17 protein-coding genes are annotated in these 16,801 nt (G+C 65.1%); 8 read left to right on the top strand and 9 right to left on the bottom strand.

Features of this window, described 5'->3' with window-relative positions; translation table 11 throughout:
- The first annotated feature begins 2 nt into the window (after nt 1–2).
- Together ACY8GK_RS15830 and ACY8GK_RS15825 are read left to right on the top strand one after the other, a co-directional pair.
- On the top strand, nt 3–584 hold the full coding sequence (locus ACY8GK_RS15830) for a DNA-3-methyladenine glycosylase I (protein ID WP_462401599.1): 582 nt from the start codon (nt 3–5) through the stop codon (nt 582–584).
- Nucleotides 585–595: 11 nt separating this feature from the next.
- Nucleotides 596–1,483, top strand: a complete 888-nt coding sequence (locus ACY8GK_RS15825; protein ID WP_196175412.1) for a lysophospholipid acyltransferase — start codon at nt 596–598, stop codon at nt 1,481–1,483.
- A gap of 76 nt (nt 1,484–1,559) precedes the next feature.
- On the opposite strand, the gene ACY8GK_RS15820 is transcribed toward ACY8GK_RS15825, so the two are convergent.
- From ACY8GK_RS15820 to def, 5 genes are read right to left on the bottom strand one after another with little or no spacing between them, the layout of a single operon-like run.
- Nucleotides 1,560–1,877, bottom strand: coding sequence for a tetratricopeptide repeat protein (locus ACY8GK_RS15820; RefSeq protein WP_196175414.1), 318 nt, complete (start codon nt 1,875–1,877; stop codon nt 1,560–1,562).
- A gap of 56 nt (nt 1,878–1,933) precedes the next feature.
- Entirely contained in the window at nt 1,934–3,307 is a 1,374-nt protein-coding gene (gene trkA, locus ACY8GK_RS15815) for a Trk system potassium transporter TrkA (protein ID WP_196175416.1), read from the bottom strand.
- Nucleotides 3,304–4,638 carry a 16S rRNA (cytosine(967)-C(5))-methyltransferase RsmB gene (rsmB, locus tag ACY8GK_RS15810; RefSeq protein WP_462401598.1) on the bottom strand — a complete coding sequence of 445 codons (1,335 nt, stop codon included), beginning with the start codon at nt 4,636–4,638 and terminating at the stop codon, nt 3,304–3,306. The genes trkA and rsmB overlap by 4 nt, the downstream gene beginning before the upstream one ends.
- Complete coding sequence (gene fmt / locus ACY8GK_RS15805) at nt 4,635–5,567, bottom strand: methionyl-tRNA formyltransferase (RefSeq protein ID WP_196175420.1); 933 nt, start codon at nt 5,565–5,567, stop codon at nt 4,635–4,637. Before fmt ends, rsmB begins: the two co-directional genes overlap by 4 nt.
- Nucleotides 5,568–5,626: 59 nt before the next feature.
- Nucleotides 5,627–6,133 carry a peptide deformylase gene (gene def / locus ACY8GK_RS15800; RefSeq protein ID WP_196175422.1) on the bottom strand — a complete coding sequence of 169 codons (507 nt, stop codon included), beginning with the start codon at nt 6,131–6,133 and terminating at the stop codon, nt 5,627–5,629.
- A 205-nt stretch (nt 6,134–6,338) separates the two neighbouring features.
- Here def and dprA point away from each other — a divergent pair, with 205 nt between their 5' ends.
- Nucleotides 6,339–7,436: a DNA-processing protein DprA gene (gene dprA, locus ACY8GK_RS15795; protein WP_196175423.1), complete on the top strand. Its 1,098-nt coding sequence runs from the start codon at nt 6,339–6,341 to the stop codon at nt 7,434–7,436.
- A 35-nt stretch (nt 7,437–7,471) separates the two neighbouring features.
- On the top strand, nt 7,472–8,029 hold the full coding sequence (gene tsaC, locus ACY8GK_RS15790; protein ID WP_196175425.1) for an L-threonylcarbamoyladenylate synthase type 1 TsaC: 558 nt from the start codon (nt 7,472–7,474) through the stop codon (nt 8,027–8,029).
- 286 nt (nt 8,030–8,315) lie between these two features.
- On the opposite strand, the gene ACY8GK_RS15785 is transcribed toward tsaC, so the two are convergent.
- Nucleotides 8,316–9,293: an NADPH:quinone reductase gene (locus tag ACY8GK_RS15785; RefSeq protein ID WP_462401597.1), complete on the bottom strand. Its 978-nt coding sequence runs from the start codon at nt 9,291–9,293 to the stop codon at nt 8,316–8,318.
- Nucleotides 9,294–9,427: 134 nt separating this feature from the next.
- Between ACY8GK_RS15785 and hemF the strand changes: the two genes are divergently transcribed.
- Together hemF and aroE are read left to right on the top strand one after the other, a co-directional pair.
- Complete coding sequence (hemF, locus tag ACY8GK_RS15780; protein ID WP_196175429.1) at nt 9,428–10,339, top strand: oxygen-dependent coproporphyrinogen oxidase; 912 nt, start codon at nt 9,428–9,430, stop codon at nt 10,337–10,339.
- 26 nt (nt 10,340–10,365) lie between these two features.
- On the top strand, nt 10,366–11,190 hold the full coding sequence (gene aroE, locus ACY8GK_RS15775; protein WP_196175431.1) for a shikimate dehydrogenase: 825 nt from the start codon (nt 10,366–10,368) through the stop codon (nt 11,188–11,190).
- Nucleotides 11,191–11,222: 32 nt separating this feature from the next.
- Here aroE and ACY8GK_RS15770 read toward each other — a convergent pair whose 3' ends face one another.
- From ACY8GK_RS15770 to betC, 3 genes are all read right to left on the bottom strand, one after another.
- Entirely contained in the window at nt 11,223–12,794 is a 1,572-nt protein-coding gene (locus ACY8GK_RS15770; protein WP_462401596.1) for a SulP family inorganic anion transporter, read from the bottom strand.
- Nucleotides 12,795–12,890: 96 nt separating this feature from the next.
- Nucleotides 12,891–13,820 carry a choline ABC transporter substrate-binding protein gene (gene choX, locus ACY8GK_RS15765; RefSeq protein WP_196175434.1) on the bottom strand — a complete coding sequence of 310 codons (930 nt, stop codon included), beginning with the start codon at nt 13,818–13,820 and terminating at the stop codon, nt 12,891–12,893.
- Nucleotides 13,821–13,830: 10 nt separating this feature from the next.
- Nucleotides 13,831–15,348 (bottom strand): choline-sulfatase, encoded by a 1,518-nt coding sequence (gene betC, locus ACY8GK_RS15760; protein WP_462401595.1) that lies wholly within the window; start codon nt 15,346–15,348, stop codon nt 13,831–13,833.
- Nucleotides 15,349–15,458: 110 nt separating this feature from the next.
- On the opposite strand from betC, the gene ACY8GK_RS15755 reads away from it, so the two are divergent.
- Both ACY8GK_RS15755 and ACY8GK_RS15750 read left to right on the top strand, forming a co-directional pair.
- Nucleotides 15,459–16,382 carry a choline sulfate utilization transcriptional regulator gene (locus ACY8GK_RS15755; RefSeq protein ID WP_196175439.1) on the top strand — a complete coding sequence of 308 codons (924 nt, stop codon included), beginning with the start codon at nt 15,459–15,461 and terminating at the stop codon, nt 16,380–16,382.
- A gap of 64 nt (nt 16,383–16,446) precedes the next feature.
- The gene (locus tag ACY8GK_RS15750; protein ID WP_196175441.1) at nt 16,447–16,779 is read left to right on the top strand and encodes a DOPA 4,5-dioxygenase family protein; all 333 of its coding nucleotides are present in this window, start codon (nt 16,447–16,449) and stop codon (nt 16,777–16,779) included.
- Nucleotides 16,780–16,801 lie beyond the last annotated feature (22 nt).

Below are 16,801 nucleotides of genomic sequence, written 5' to 3'. Positions count from 1 at the left end.
TTATGCCACGCTGCTTTTGGTGTACCGAGGATCCGCTGTACCAGGCCTATCACGACGAGGAATGGGGGCGGCCGCAGCACGACCCGCGAGCCTTGTTCGAAATGCTCCTGCTCGAAGGCTTCCAGGCCGGGTTGTCGTGGCTGACCGTGCTGCGCAAGCGCGAGCGCTACCGGGCAGTGCTGGACGGCTTCGACCCGCGGCGACTGGCATGCATGAGCGACCAACGCATCGAAGAACTGATGGGCGATCCGGGGATCATCCGCAACCGCCTCAAGCTGCAGGCCGTGCGCCGCAATGCCCAGGCCTGGCTCGAGCTGGAGCGGCCGGCGCACTGGCTATGGTCGTTCGTCGGTGGCCGACCCAAGGTCAATCATTTTCGTACCCGCGACGAGGTGCCGGCCGTGACGCCCGAGGCCATCGCCATGAGCAAGGCCCTGCGCAAGGCTGGCTTCACCTTCGTCGGCCCGACCATCTGCTACGCCTTCATGCAGGCCACCGGCATGGTCATGGACCACACCACCGATTGCGACCGCCATGCCGCACTGGCGCACGCTGCGGTTACAATGCCCGCCTTGCTCAACTGAGGAATCGGCCTGTGGAAAAGTTCAAGGGTGCCTTGATGGTCGGGGTGCTTCGATTGTTCGCCAAGCTGCCCTGGGGCGCGGTGCAGCGTGTCGGCGCCGGGATCGGCTGGTTGATGTGGAAGATTCCCAACGGTTCGCGCAACGTGGTGCGCATCAACCTGGCCAAGTGCTTTCCAGAGATGGACGCCCAGGCTCGCGAGCGGCTGGTCGGTCGAGCCCTGATGGACATCGGCAAGTCCTTCACCGAAAGCGCCTGTGCCTGGATCTGGCCGGCGCAGCGCTCGTTGGCGCTGGTGCGCGAAGTGCAGGGCCTGGAGGTGCTGCAGGCTGCGCTGGCTTCCGGCAAGGGCGTGGTGGGCATCACCAGTCACCTGGGCAACTGGGAGGTGCTGAACCATTTCTATTGCAACCAGTGCAAGCCGATCATCTTCTACCGTCCCCCGAAGCTCAAGGCCGTCGACGACCTGCTGCGCGAACAGCGGGTGCAGATGGGCAACCGGGTCGCGCCTTCGACCAAGGAAGGCATCCTCAGCATCATCAAGGAGGTTCGTCGTGGTGGCCAGGTGGGCATTCCCGCCGATCCGGAGCCAGCCGAGTCGGCCGGGGTCTTCGTGCCCTTCCTCGGCACCCAGGCGCTGACCAGCAAGTTCGTGCCCAACATGCTCGCTGGCGGCAAGGCGGTCGGCGTGTTCCTGCATGCCCTGCGACTGCCGGATGGTTCGGGCTTCAAGGTGATCCTCGAGGCCGCCCCCGAGGCGATGTACAGCGAGGATACCGCAACGGCCGTGGCCGCCATGAGCAAGGTGGTCGAACGCTATGTCCGGGATTATCCGAGCCAGTACATGTGGAGCATGAAGCGCTTCAAGAAACGGCCGGCCGGGGAAGCTCGCTGGTATTGAAAACAGCCTTGGCGTGACGCCGATTGCCCCCGCTCGTCCAACGCGCAGCAGGCAACGGCACGGGCAAGTCCGTCTTTCAGCCCTGCCTTGCCTTCTCCAGCTTCGCGAGGAACACCGTCATCTCCTTCTCGGCCTGCTTGTCGCCGTGCGCCTGGGCCGCCAGCACCCCGTGCTGCCAGGCCTGGCGGGCCGCCACGAGGTCTCCTCGAGCTTGTTGCGCCTTGCCCAGCAGCTTCCACGCTGCCGAATACTTCGGGTCGAACTCGACGCACCGCTGCAGGTGCGTCGCGGCCTGGGCCGCCTCGCCCTGGTCCAGCCAGGCCTTGCCCAGTCCAAAACGCAACAAGGCGTTATCCACACCCTTGGCCAGCATCTTTTCCAGCGACTCGCGCATGCGTGTGCTCCCGGATTGGTCTGAAAAGTCGCCGAGCCGGCGCCTTCGTACACAGCCTAGAAGAAACTCAGCCCTACATGGAAGAGCTTCTCCACATCGCGGATGTACTTCTTGTCGACCACGAACAGAATCACATGGTCGCCTGACTCGATCACCGTGTCGCCATGGGCGATCAGAACCTGCTGGTCCCGGATGATCGCACCGATGGTGGTGCCTTCTGGGAGCAGGATATCGCCTATCGCCTTGCCGACCACCTTGCTCGAGCGGGCATCGCCATGGGCGATCGCCTCGATGGCTTCGGCCGCGCCACGCCGCAGCGAATGCACGCTGACGATGTCGCCACGGCGCACATGGGCCAGCAAGGTACCGATGGTCGCCAGCTGTGGACTGATGGCCACGTCGATTTCGCCGCCCTGGACCAGGTCGACGTAGGCCGGGTTGTTGATCAGGGTCATCACCCTGCGGGTGCCGAGCCGCTTGGCCAACAGCGACGACATGATGTTGGCCTCGTCATCGTTGGTCAGCGCCAGGAAGATGTCGGCCTGGGCGATGTTCTCCTCGACCATCAGGTCGCGGTCCGAGGCGCTGCCTTGCAGGACCACGGTACTTTCCAGGTTGTCGGACAGATGCCGGCACCGGGCCAGGCTCTTCTCGATGATCTTTACCTGATAGCGACCTTCGATGGCTTCGGCCAGACGTTCGCCGATTTGCCCGCCGCCGGCGATGACCACCCGCTTGTTGCTTTCGTCGAGTCGGCGCAGCTCGCCCATCACGGCACGGATATCGTGCCTGGCGGCAATGAAGAAGACCTCGTCGTCGGCCTCGATGACCGTATCGCCCTGAGGCTTGATCGGCCGGTCACGGCGGAAGATCGCCGCGACCCGGGTGTCCACGTTCGGCATGTGCGCACGGATCTGGCGCAATTGCTGGCCGACCAGCGGGCCACCGTAGTAGGCCCGGACCGCCACCAGCTGAGCCTTGCCCCGAGCGAAGTCGATGACCTGCAGGGCGCCGGGGTGTTCGATCAGGCGGCTGATGTAGTTGGTCACCACCTGTTCCGGGCTGATCAGTACGTCGACCGGGATGGCCTCGTTGTCGAACAGTTCCTTGTGAGTCAGGTAGGACAGTTCACGGACCCGGGCGATCTTGGTCGGAGTGTGGAACAGGGTGTAGGCAACCTGGCAGGCGACCATGTTGGTCTCGTCGCTGTTGGTGACAGCGACCAGCATGTCTGCATCGTCGGCACCGGCCTGGCGCAATACGGTCGGTAGCGAGCCGCGCCCTTGCACGGTACGGATGTCCAGGCGGTCGCCCAGGTCGCGCAGGCGGTCGCCATCGGTGTCGACCACGGTGATGTCGTTGGCTTCGCTGGCCAGGTGCTCGGCCAGGGTACCGCCAACCTGACCGGCGCCAAGGATGATGATCTTCATCCGCGAGTCCCTTCGCTGTGCCGCTGAGCGTGAGCGGCGATCTTGATCAGCTTGGCATAGTAGAAACCGTCGTGGCCGCCTTCTTCGGCCAGCAGCTGGCGCCCATGGGGCTGGCGCAGGCCGGCGTCGGTCGTCAGGTCGAGCTCGCGGGCACCCGGGGTACGGGCCAGGAAAGCCTCGATCACCTCGGTGTTTTCCGTTGGCAGGCTGGAGCAGGTGGCATAGAGCAGCACGCCGCCGACTTCCAGGGTCGGCCACAGGGCATCGAGCAGCTCGCCTTGCAAGGCTGCGAGCGCGGCAATGTCATCGGGCTGGCGGGTCAGCTTGATGTCCGGGTGGCGGCGAATCACGCCGGTCGCCGAGCAGGGTGCGTCCAGCAGGATGCGCTGGAACGGCTGACCATCCCACCAGCTGGCGGTATCGCGGGCATCGCAGGCCAGCAGTTGCGCATCCAGGCCCAGGCGCTCGAGATTCTCGCGCACGCGTGCCAGGCGCTTGGCTTCCAGATCGATGGCCAGCACCGCGCCGAGGCCGGGCTGCGCTTCGAGCAGGTGGCAGGTCTTGCCCCCCGGTGCACAGCAGGCATCCAGCACCCGTTGGCCTGGCGCCAGGTCGAGCAGTTCGGCGGCCAGCTGCGCGGCTTCGTCCTGGACACTGATCCAGCCCTCGGCGAAGCCGGGCAGGCTGCGCACGTCGCAGGCCTGAGCGAGCACGATGCCATCGCGGGAATGGCGGCATGGGGTGGCCTCGATGCCGGCTTCGGCGAGCAGCGCCAGATAGGCATCCCGGGCGTGGTGGCGGCGGTTGACCCGCAGGATCATGGGCGGATGGGCATTGTTGGCCGCGCAAATGGCTTCCCAGCGCTCGGGCCAGGATGCCTTGAGCGCCTTCTGCAACCAGCGCGGATGCGCGGTACGCACGACCGGATCGCGTTCCAGGCCGGCCAGGATGGTTTCGCCCTCGCGTTGCGCACGACGCAGCACGGCATTGAGCAAACCCTTGGCCCAGGGTTTCCTGAGCTTGTCGGCGCAGCCAACGGTTTCGGCGATCGCCGCATGGGCGGGAATACGGGTGTGAAACAGCTGGTACAGCCCCACCAGCAGCAACGCCTGCACGTCGCTGTCGGCGCTCTTGAAAGGTTTCTGCAACAGTTGCGCGGCCAGCAGGTCCAGCCGGGGCTGCCAACGGGCCGTACCGAAGGCCAGGTCCTGGGTCAGGCCACGATCGCGTTCGTCGACCTTGTCCAGTTGCGCGGGAAGCGAGCTGTTCAACGATGCCTTGCCGCTCAGGACAGCGGCCAGGGCGCGGGCGGCAGCCAGGCGCGGATTCATTGGCCCAGTACCTTGCCGCTGGCGAATTTATCGCGGCGGCTGTTGAGCAGGTCGGCGAAGCTCAATGGCTTGCCACCTGGCAGTTGCAGGCGCGTCAGGCGCAGCGCCTGTTCGCCACAGGCGACGACCAGGCCGTCCTTGGTGGCGGCCAGTATTTCCCCAGGCGTGCCACTACCTGTGGACAACTCGGCGGCGAGCACCTTGACGGTCTCGGCGTCCAGCGTGCTATGGCAGACCGGCCAGGGATTGAAGGCACGAACCAGGCGTTCGAGTTCTGCAGCCGGAAGGCGCCAGTCGATCCTGGCTTCGTCCTTGTCGAGCTTGTGGGCATAAGTGGCCAGGTGGTCATCCTGCACTTCCCCTGGCAGCGAGCCTTCAGCCAGTCCGGCGATGGCCTGCAGCACCGCCGCAGGTCCCAGGTTCGCCAGGCGGTCGTGCAGGCTGCCGCCGGTATCGTCGCTGCCGATCGGCGTGCTGACCTTGAGCAGCATCGGCCCGGTGTCCAGGCCGGCTTCCATGCGCATCACGGTGACACCGCTTTCGGCGTCGCCCGCTTGCACGGCGCGCTGGATCGGCGCGGCCCCACGCCAGCGTGGCAGCAGCGAGGCGTGGCTGTTGATGCAGCCAAGGCGCGGGATGTCCAGAACCGCCTGCGGCAGGATCAGGCCATAGGCGACCACCACCATCAGGTCCGGTGCCAGCGCCTGCAGTTCGGCCTGGGCCTGGGCATCACGCAAGGACGGCGGTTGGAAGACCGGAATGTCATGGGCCAGCGCCAGTTGCTTGACCGGGCTGGGCATGAGCTTCTGGCCGCGACCGGCGGGGCGGTCTGGCTGGGTATAGACAGCCACCACGTCATGGGGACTGTCGAGCAGGGCCTTGAGGTGTTCGGCGGCGAACTCAGGGGTACCCGCAAAGACGATGCGCATGGTGTTCTCGCTTGCAAAAGAAAAAGGCTTGCCGGAGCAAGCCTTCTGGATAGTGGGGGTTACGCTTGCTGGCGGTGCTGCTTTTCCAGCTTCTTCTTGATCCGGTCACGCTTGAGCTGCGACAGGTAGTCGACGAACAGCTTGCCGTTGAGGTGATCGCACTCATGCTGGATGCACACGGCGAGCAGCCCTTCGGCGATCAGCTCGTAGGGTTTGCCGTCGCGGTCGAGCGCCTTGACCTTGACCTGCAGCGGGCGGTCGACGTTCTCGTAGAAACCAGGCACCGACAGGCAACCTTCCTGGTACTGGCCCATGTCCTGGGTCAGCTCTTCGAGCTCGGGGTTGATGAAGACCCGAGGCTCGCTGCGATCTTCGCTCAGGTCCATGACGATCACGCGCTTGTGGACATTGACCTGGGTGGCGGCCAGGCCGATGCCGGGCGCCTCGTACATGGTTTCAAACATGTCGTCGATCAGCTGGCGCAGGGCGTCGTCGACTTCCGTCACCGGTTTGGCGACGGTGCGCAGGCGCGGATCCGGGAATTCGAGGATGTTCAAGATGGCCATAGTCTGTGACGTACTGTGCGTTCGGTTGAAAACTGAACACACATAATAAAGGGAATCGTGGCATTCGGCACCTGGCAAAGCTCGGCTAGGGTATGAGCGGCCGTCTGTACACACATGTGATGGACAGCTTTTCAAATCATTATCAACAGAGTTATCCACAGGTTGTCAGCCTGGGACGAACCTGTGTCGATCAAGGAAGATCCGCATGTCCAGCCCTGCTTTTCCAGACTGTTCCCCCGCCGAGCTCGAAGCGCGCCTGCGTATCCATCGTCTGCCCGAGCTGGGTCCGCAGCGCTTTCGCACACTGATCCAGGCCTTCGGCAATGCCTCTTCGGCCCTGGGTGCGCCTGCCAGCGCCTGGCAGGCGCTGGGCCTTCCGCCAGCCTGCAGCGAGGCCCGCCGCAGCCCCGAGGTACGTGACGGTGCCGCCGCGGCAATGGCCTGGCTAGAGCGGCCGAACCAGCATTTGCTGATGTGGGACGATGCCGCCTACCCGCCCTTGCTGGCGGAAATCGATGCACCGCCACCGCTGCTGTTCGTGGCAGGCGACCCGCAGCTGCTGGAGCGTCCACAGCTGGCGGTCGTCGGCAGCCGCCGCGCCTCGCCGCCAGCGCTCGACACCGCGGCGGCGTTTTCCCGCTGCCTGGCGCAGGCAGGTTTCTGCATCACCAGCGGCCTGGCCCTGGGTATCGATGGGGCTGCCCACCAGGCGGCGATGAAAGCCGGTGGGCATACCATCGGGGTGTTGGGAACAGGCTTGCAGAAACTTTATCCACAGCGCCACCGCAGCCTGGCGCAAGCCATGATCGACGTCGGTAGCGCGGTGGTTTCCGAGTTCCCGCTGGACGCCGGTCCGCTCGCTGGCAACTTTCCGCGACGCAACCGGATCATCAGCGGCTTGTCGCTGGGTGTGCTGGTGGTCGAGGCCAGCCTGGCCAGCGGCTCGTTGATCACGGCGCGACTGGCGGCCGAACAGGGACGCGAGGTGTATGCGATTCCCGGCTCGATTCATCACCCTGGCGCGAAAGGCTGTCATCAGTTGATCCGCGACGGCGCCCTGCTGGTGGAAAGCGTCGAGCAGATCCTCGACAGCTTGCGTGGCTGGCAGAACTTGCCGCCGGCGCCTGTGGAAAATCCCTCCCATCCCTTGCTGGCGCTGCTGCACGCGGCGCCCCAGACTGCCGAAGGGCTGGCCCATGGCAGCGGCCAGCCGCTTGCCCAGGTGCTGGCCAGCCTGACGGAACTGGAGCTGGAGGGGCGGGTCAGCAACGAAGCCGGACGTTGGTTTGCCCGGTGCGTCTGAGTAAACTGCACGACGAAATTCTCGGGAGAGCGAACATGGTCAGCAGTTGGCGTGTGCAACAAGCCGCGCGTGAGATTCGGGCAGGCGCGGTGATCGCCTATCCCACGGAGGCGGTCTGGGGCCTGGGCTGCGATCCATGGAACGAAGACGCGGTGTATCGCCTGCTGGCGCTCAAGTCGCGTCCTGTGGACAAGGGCCTGATCCTGGTGGCCGACAACATCCGCCAGTTCGACTTCCTGTTCGAGGGCTTCCCCGAAGCGTGGATCGACCGCATGGCCAGTACCTGGCCTGGCCCGAACACCTGGCTGGTACCGCACCAGGACCTGCTGCCCGAGTGGGTGACCGGCCAGCATGACACCGTGGCCCTGCGCGTGAGCGATCATCCCCAGGTCGGCGAACTGTGCGCCCTGGTCGGGCCGTTGATCTCCACCTCGGCCAACCCGGCAGGTCGCCCCGCTGCCAGGACCCGGCTGCGGGTCGAGCAGTATTTCCACGGCGACCTGGACCACGTGCTCGGTGGTGCGCTGGGGGGCAGAAAGAACCCGAGCGTCATTCGCAACCTGATCACTGGCGAAGTCGTGCGGCCAGGTTGAAGGGCCAGCCGAGGCCGGTCGCGCGGCGCCTGGCAGCGGCCCGGCGGCGCGCTACGGCGCGTCTGTCGGCCACGGTCGAGGATTGCGCGGCGCTGCCTGTGGACCCGCGTTGCGACACCTGCATCCCCTGCAGGAAGCTGGAATGCCCCAGCGAGCGTGCTGGAGCCTTCCTCGAAGCCTGTCTGACCGATAGCTAGCGAAAGACCTACGGACCCTGTCGATTGCCTTGGGTTCGCATCGCCAGGCACTGGCGCAGCCGGGGGCCGCCAAGCGACCCCGAACCACTTCAGGGCAGCAGTACCGTCGACCCGACGGTGCGCCTGGCCGACAGCTCGCGCTGGGCCTTGGCCGCCTCGTCCAGCGGGTAGCGCTGCTGGATGTCCACTTTCAGCTTGCCGCTGGCGATCATGCCAAACAGGTCATCGGCCATGGCCTGGGTGTTCTGCGCGTTATCGGCGTAGGTCGCCAGGGTCGGGCGAGTGACGTAGAGCGAGCCCTTCTGCGCCAGGATCCCCAGGTTGACGCCGCTGACCGCGCCCGAGGCATTGCCGAAGCTGACCATCAGCCCGCGCGGCTGCAGGCAGTCGAGCGAGGTCAGCCAGGTATCGGCACCGACCCCGTCGTAGACCACCGGGCATTTCTTGCCCGCGGTCAGCTCGAGCACGCGCTTGGCGACGTCCTCGCGGCTGTAGTCGATGGTCTCCCAGGCACCCAGCGCCTTGGCGCGCTCGGCTTTTTCCGGCGAGCCGACCGTGCCGATCAGGCGCGCGCCGAGGGCCTTGGCCCATTGGCAGGCCAGGGAGCCGACACCACCGGCAGCAGCATGGAACAGGATGATGTCATCCGGCTGCACGGCGTAGGTCTGCTTGAGCAGGTACTGGACCGTCAGGCCCTTGAGCATCACCGCGGCGGCCTGTTCGAAGCTGATGGCCTCGGGCAGCTTGACCAGGTTGGCCTCCGGCAGGGTGTGGACCTCGCTGTAGGCACCCAGCGGTCCGACCGCATAGGCCACGCGATCGCCGACCCTCAGTCGGGTCACCTCCTCGCCCACCGCCTCGACCACGCCGGCGCCTTCGGTACCCAGTCCGGAAGGCAGCGATGGCGGCGCATACAAGCCATCACGGAAATAGGTATCGATGAAATTCAGGCCGATCGCCCGGTTGCGCACGCGCACTTGTCGCGGGCCTGGGTCGGCTGGCTCGAAGTCCACCAGTTGCAGGACCTCCGGGCCGCCATGCTGGGCGAATTGTATACGCTTGGGCATCTTGCACTCCTGTCGTCGGGCTCAGGGAAGGCTTTCTATCTGGCGCCTTTGCCGGCCTGTCGTCAACTGCGGCGCGCCGCCAGCCAGTGGTATGCTAGCGGCCAAATCCTTCCCTGCCATGCCCAGGTGACCCGATGACCAGCCGTACCGAGGCCGTGAAGGCCTATCTGCTCGATCTGCAAGACCGCATCTGCACCGCCCTGGAGGATGAGGACGGTGGCGCCCGTTTCGTCGAGGATGCCTGGGTGCGCGAGGCAGGTGGCGGAGGCCGCACGCGGGTCATCGGCCAGGGCGCGCTGATCGAGAAAGGTGGCGTGAACTTCTCCCACGTGTTCGGTGCCGGTCTGCCGCCATCGGCCAGCGCCCATCGCCCCGAGCTTGCCGGGCGTGGCTTCGAGGCCCTTGGCGTATCGTTGGTGATCCACCCGCATAACCCGCATGTCCCGACTTCGCATGCCAACGTGCGCTTCTTCATCGCCGAAAAGGAAGGCGAGGAAGCGGTCTGGTGGTTCGGTGGCGGCTTCGACCTGACCCCCTACTATGGTCACGAGGAAGACTGCGTGCACTGGCATCGGGTCGCCGAGCGGGCCTGCGCGCCCTTCGGGGCCGATGTCTACCCGCGCTACAAGGCCTGGTGCGACCGTTACTTCCATCTCAGGCACCGCGGTGAGCCACGCGGGATCGGTGGGCTGTTCTTCGATGACCTGAACGAATGGGATTTCGATACCTGCTTCGCTTTCATCCGCGCCATCGGCGATGCCTACCTGGAGGCCTACCTGCCCATCGTGCGACGTCGCAAGCACACCCCTTATACCGAGCAGCAGCGTGAGTTCCAGGAGTACCGTCGCGGTCGCTACGTGGAGTTCAACCTGGTCTACGACCGCGGCACCCTGTTCGGCCTGCAATCGGGCGGGCGTACCGAATCGATCCTGATGTCACTGCCGCCGCAAGTGCGCTGGGGCTACGATTGGAAGGCCGCTCCCGGCAGCGAGGAAGCGCGCTTGACCGACTATTTCCTCACCGACCGTGACTGGCTCGGCCAGTGACCCTTGTGCATGACCCAGGAGCTTCCATGGACCAGTACGTCGTTTTCGGCAATCCGATCGGCCACAGCAAGTCGCCATTCATCCATCGGCTATTCGCCAGGCAGACTGGCCAGGCGCTGGAATACAGCACCGTGCTGGCGCCCATCGATGGGTTCAGCGATTGTGCCTTGGGATTCTTCAAGCAAGGCCAGGGGGCGAACGTCACCGTGCCGTTCAAGGAGCAAGCGTATCGCCTGTGCGACAGCCTGACGCCACGCGCGCGACGAGCCGCTGCGGTGAACACCCTGACCAGGCTGGAGGACGGTTCCTTGCAGGGGGACAACACCGACGGTGCCGGGCTGGTGCGCGACCTGACGGTCAACGCCGGGGTCGAGCTGGCCGGCAAGCGGATCCTGATCCTGGGGGCCGGTGGCGCCGTGCGCGGTGTGCTCGAGCCGATCCTGGCGCAACGGCCCAGGTTGTTGCTGATCGCCAACCGCACCGTGGAGAAGGCCGAGCACCTGGCTCTGGAGTTCGCCGACCTGGGAGCGGTGGTCGCCAGCGGCTTCGCCTCGCTCGATAAGCCGGTCGACCTGATCATCAACGCCACCTCCGCCAGCCTGTCCGGCGAGCTTCCTCCGCTTGCCGACAGCCTGGTCGAGCCTGGGCGCACGGTGTGCTACGACATGATGTATGGCAAGGATCCGACGCCGTTCTGCCAATGGGCCACGCGGCTGGGCGCGGCGAAGGTGCTCGATGGGCTGGGCATGCTCGCCGAACAGGCAGCCGAGGCCTTCGCAGGTTGGCGCGGGGTACGGCCAGAGACTGGCCCGGTACTGGAGGAGCTGCGCCGACAACTGGCCCAGGGATGAGCGTGGCCAGCGTCGGCTGGCCGGTTGCAGCCTCACCCCTGGCCATCGAAACGAATCGGGCACGCCTGCGCCCCTTCGAGCCTTTGCAGTTCCTCGATCACCTGTGGGCGGGCGCGCTGCAGGGTCAGGTTGCCTCCGGCACGCCTCAGCCGGCGCGCTTCGCGATGCAGCATGTCCACGCCCGAATAGTCGATGAAGTTGATCTGCCGGGCGTCGATGATCACATGCGGGCCCTGGCAGCGTTGCAGGCGTACCTGCAGATAATGCGCGGCGCCGAAGAAGATCGAGCCGCCGACCCGTAGCACGTCGGCGTCGCCTTCCCTGCCCTGCTGCACGCGGGGCCGCGAGGTGCGCTTGAGGTAGAAGAACAGCGAGGCCAGCACCCCGGCATAGATCGCTGTCTGCAGTTCCAGCAGCAAGGTGGCGCCTGCCGTCAGGGCCATGACCGCGAACTCGGAGCGGCTGACCCGGAACAGCGCACGAATGGCCCGATGATCGACCAGCCCCCAGCAGATCAGCAGGATGCTGCCAGCCATGGCCGGAATCGGCAGATGGGCGATCAGGCCGGCACCCGCCACGGCGAACAGTGCCACCCAGCCGGCCGAGAACACCCCGGCCATGGGCGAGCGAGCACCGGCGTCAAGGCTCAGCCCGGAGCGGGTGAAGGAACCGGATGACAGGTAACCGGAAAAGAACGGGCCGATGATGTTCGACAGCCCTTGGGCGCGGATTTCCTGGTCGGCATCGATCAGCTGCTCGGAGCGAGCCGAGAGCGAGCGCGCGATGGACAGGCTGGTGACCAGCCCAAGCATGCCCACCGCCACCGCGCTGGGCAGCAGGCGCAGGAGCAGCTCCAGATCGAGCAGGGGCAGACCGGCCAGTGGTGGCAGTTGTCCGACGAACGCCGGCACGCGCGGTACCTGGCCGAACAGGCTGGGCAGCGACCAGGCGGCCAGGCTGACCAGCACCAGGCTTATCAACAGGCCCGGCCAGCGTGGACGCCAGGACTTGAGCACAAGCCCGATCAACAGGGTGCAAAGGCCCAGGGTCAGCGAAGGCAGGTCCACTTCGCCTGCATGACGCGCCAGGTCCTGCACGCTCTTGAGTGCCGTCGCCTGGCTGGCCAGGTCCAGACCCAGCAGATTGGGCAACTGGCCCAGGGCGATCACCACCGCCGCGCCCAGGGTGAAGCCCAGGACCACCGAGTGCGAGACGAAATTGACCAGCGTGCCGAAGCGCAGCAGCCCGAGCAGCAGCTGGAATGCACCGCCGAGAAAGGTCAACAGCAATACCAAGGTGATGTAGTCGGCACTACCAGGCAGGGCCAGGGGGCTGATGCCCGCGTAGAGCACGATCGAGATCGCCGCGGTCGGGCCGCAGATCAGATGCCAGGACGAGCCCCACAGGGACGCCACCAGCACCGGAACGATGGCGGCGTACAAGCCGTATTCGGCGGGCAGGCCAGCGATCAGCGCGTAGGCGATCGATTGTGGCAGGGCCAGGATGGCGCCGCTCAGGCCGACCAGCAGATCCTGGCGCAGGCTGCGACGCGTCAGCAGGGGCAGCCAGTCGAGAAGGGGCAGCAGGTAGTTCGAGCGGCGCATGGTCGGGTGTCGATCCTCGAAGCTGGAGGGACTCAGGGTGAAGGCAGTCGAGCCGAGCTGCAAGCATTGGCAAGTGCCCAGACCTCGGCCTGACCTTCATAACGCCTTCTTCACTGCCTCCAGCGCATCGCCACCCGCCTTGTCGGTGACACCTGCCAGCCAGCCTGTCAGGCGCTCGGGATGCGCCTTGATCCAAGCCTTGGCAGCCGTGTCGAAGCTGAGCCTTTTATCCACAACCTCGGCCATGATGGCGTTTTCCATGTCCAGGTCGAACTTGAGGTTCTCCAGTAACCTGGCGGCATTGGGGCAGGCTTGTGGATAACCTCGACGCGCCACTGTGTATACCTCGCCCTTGCTACCGAACCATTTCTCGCCTCCCGAGAGATAGTGCATCTTCAGCTGCACGTTCATCGGATGAGGGGTCCAGCCGAGAAAGACGATGAACTGCTGCTTCTGCGTTGCCCGCTTGACCTGGGCGAGCATCGCCTGTTCGCTGGATTCCACCAGTTTCCACTCCTCGAGATCGAAGGCGTTCTGGTCGATCAGTTCCTGCAGCGAAAGATTGGCCGGGGCGCCGGAACCTATGCCGTAGAGTTTCCTGCCGAACTGGCTGGCATGCTTGTGCAAGTCGGAGAAGTCCTTCACCCCGGCAGCCCAGACGTAATCAGGTACCGCCAGGGTGAACTGGGTGCCTTCCAGGTTACGGGCCAGTCGCTGGACGTCGCCAGTGGCGATGAACTTGTCGTGAAAGCCTTGGTGGGCTGGCATCCAGTTGCCGAGAAACGCATCGATACGCCCATCCTTGAGCCCTCCATAGATGATCGGAACGGCCAGGCTGTCGATCCTGACTTCATAGCCAAGACTTCCCAGCAGCAGGCGGGCCACGGCATTGGTCGTCGCGATGTCGCTCCAGCCAGGGTCGGCCAGCTTCACGGCAGTGCATTGCGCGTCGGAATCGACGTCGGCCATGGCATGGGTGCACAGACAGAAAACCAGGGCGAGCACGCTTGTGGAAAACTTTTTCATGGCGGCCTCTCTAGTCGATCGATGGGACGGGCTGTGGATAACGTGCCTTGCGCTCGAGGTCGTCGAGATCGATGTGGTTGCGCATGTACTGCTGGCTGGCGTCCACCCAAGGTTGATGGTCCCAGCTTTTCAGCTTGCCGATGGCCAAGGCTTCGGCCACCAGTCGGCGACGACGTTGACTGGCCAGTACCTGCTGGCGCAGCCTGGGCATGTCCCAGCGCTGGCGAGCTTGCTCGGCGAACGCCTGGAGCGGTACCTGGTGCTCGGGGCTGCTGGCCAGGTTCTGCCGTTCGTGCGGGTCACGGCTCAGGTCATAGAGTAGCCAAGGGTCTTCCTCGCTGTAGATGAACTTGTACGCGCCCCGGCGGATCATCATCAGCGGGCCGGTGGTGCCTTCGGCCATGTATTCGCCGATCACCTCGTCATGACCGCCCTGACCCTGCAGATGGCCCAGCAACGAACGGCCATCGAGCGGCAGGTCCGGTTCAGGCGTTGCGCCGGCCAGTTCCACCAGGGTCGGCAGCAGGTCGCAGGTAGAGACGGCTTGCGTTACCCGGCGCGCAGCGAACCTTGTGGGCGCATGGATCAGCAACGGGACGCGCGCGGACATCTCGAACCAGTGCATCTTGTACCACAGGCCACGCTCGCCAAGCATGTCGCCGTGGTCGCCGGAAAAGACGACTATCGTGTCGTCGGCCAGGCCACACTCCTCGAGCGTGCGCAGCAGCGCGCCAATGTTGTCGTCGATATAGCTGCAAGCACCGAAGTAGGCACGTCGAGCTGCGCGGATCCGCGCCTGCGGCAGTGGCTTGTCCCAGAGATCGTAGACCTTCAGCAGGCGTTGGGAATGAGGGTCCTGTGCGTCCTGCGGCAAGGCTTCGGGCATGGGGATGTCCACGCCCTGGTAGAGATCCCAGTAGCGTTGAGCAATGGTGTAGGGATCGTGGGGATGGGTCATGGACACGGTGAGGCAGAACGGCTGATCGGCGGCGGCTCGCACATGGTCATAGAGGTACTGGCGCGCCTTGAATACCACCTCGTCATCGAAATCCAGCTGGTTGGTGCGCACGCACGGCCCGGCCTGCCACACCGATGACATGTTGTGGTACCAGCTTGGCCGATGCTCGGGCTGGTCCCAGTTGACCGTCCAGCCGTAGTCGGCCGGGTAGATGTCGCTGGTCAGGCGTTCCTCGTACCCGTGCAACTGGTCGGGACCGCAGAAATGCATCTTCCCCGAAAGCGCCGTGCGGTAACCGAGACGGCGCAGGTAGTGGGCATAGGTAGGCACGTCGGCGGGCAAGTCGGCGGCGTTGTCGTAGGCGCCGATGCGGCTCGGCAGCTGGCCGCTGACCAAGGTGAAGCGCGACGGCGCGCACAAGGGACTGTTGCAGTAGGCATTGTCGAAAACCACCGCCTTGGCGGCGAGCCGACTCAAGTGTGGCATGCGGATCGGCGACGGCCCGTGAATGGGCAGCAGCGGCGCGGCCATCTGGTCGGCCATGATGAACAGGATATTGGGGCGCTTCATCGAGGGTTTTCCATCTTCCAGGCTTATGGGGACCGCTTGCCAGCAAGGATGGATAGGCGCATAAATCGGGTAAAGCCCATGGCGGACAATGACTAGGATTAGCCACGCTTATGTTAGAGCCTCTGGGGAGCCTTGCCCTCGATAGCCTGCGGGTTTTCGAGGCCGCCGCTCGCGGTCGCAGTTTCACGCTGGCCGCGCTGGAGCTGGGTACTACCCAGCCCGCCATCAGCCAGCAGATCAAGCGTCTGGAACGGCAACTGGGCAAGCGCCTGTTCGATCGCATCTATCGAGGCATCGAACTGACCGAGGCTGGCAGCCTGCTGTTCGAGCATGTCCGGCAAGGCCTGTCGCTCATCGATGAAGGACTCGTCCAGGTGGCTGGCCAGGGGCAGCGCGAAGTGCTCCAGGTCGCCACCGATTTCGCCTTCGCATCCTTCTGGCTGATGCCCCGTCTGCCACGCTTTCATCAGGCCAACCCGCACGTGGATGTCAGCCTGGTCACTGGCGAGCGCAACCAGGCCATGCTGCGGCCTGACATCGACGTGGCCGTGCTCTTCGGCGATGACCGAGTGAACCACGGCCAGGGTCGGCGATTGTTCGACGAAGAAGTCTTTCCCGTGTGCAGCCCGCGTCTTGTGGAGAGCCTGGCGCTCTCGATCGCCGACCTACCGCGCATGCCATTGCTGCATTTGCGCGGCGAGCAGGCCAGCCGCTGGTTCGACTGGACGGCTGTGTTTCGCCGTCTGGGCCTGGAGGCTCCGCCGCCGTCGGGCCAGTTGCGCTTCGACAACTACACATTGCTGATCCAGGCCGCGATCGCTGGCCAGGGCATGGCGATCGGCTGGCACCACCTGGTCGATGGGTTGGTCGACCAAGGATTGCTGTGCCGGCCTTTCGAGGGAAGCCTGAAGTCGGACTACGGTTACCATGTAGTGCTGCCGCCACGTAAGCGCCGACGCGCGTTGGTCGAGTGTTTCGTCGATTGGCTGACGCACGAGCGCTCCGGTCGCCCGAGGGAAGTGGGCCAGGTATAGTCCGGTCCACTGGCAGGCCGGAATCGACTGGCGTGGCCTGTACCCTTCCCGGTAAGGAGTCATCGTGCAGAAGATCCAGGGCTACCATGCCCACGTCTATTACGACGCCGCCCGCTTCGAGCAGGCGCGACACTTGTGCGAAGAGGCCGCCAGCCTGTTTCCGGTGAGCATGGGACGGATGCATCGACGGCCGGTAGGCCCTCATCCGGACTGGAGTTGCCAACTGGCGTTCGGGCCCGAGGTCGTGGGCGTGGTCCTGCCCTGGCTGGCACTCAACCGGCGCGGGCTGGTGGTGTTCATGCATCCGTTGACCGGAGACGAACTGGCCGATCACCGCGACCATGCGATCTGGATGGGCGCGGTCAGGCCGCTGGATCTGACGATTTTCGCGGGGTGAAATGCCTGGCTGGCGCAGCGCT

The organism is Pseudomonas sp. Marseille-QA0332, from assembly GCF_054950175.1.
The sequence above is the reverse complement of the archived record's forward strand: the minus strand, read 5'-3'. Positions and strand labels throughout refer to the sequence as shown.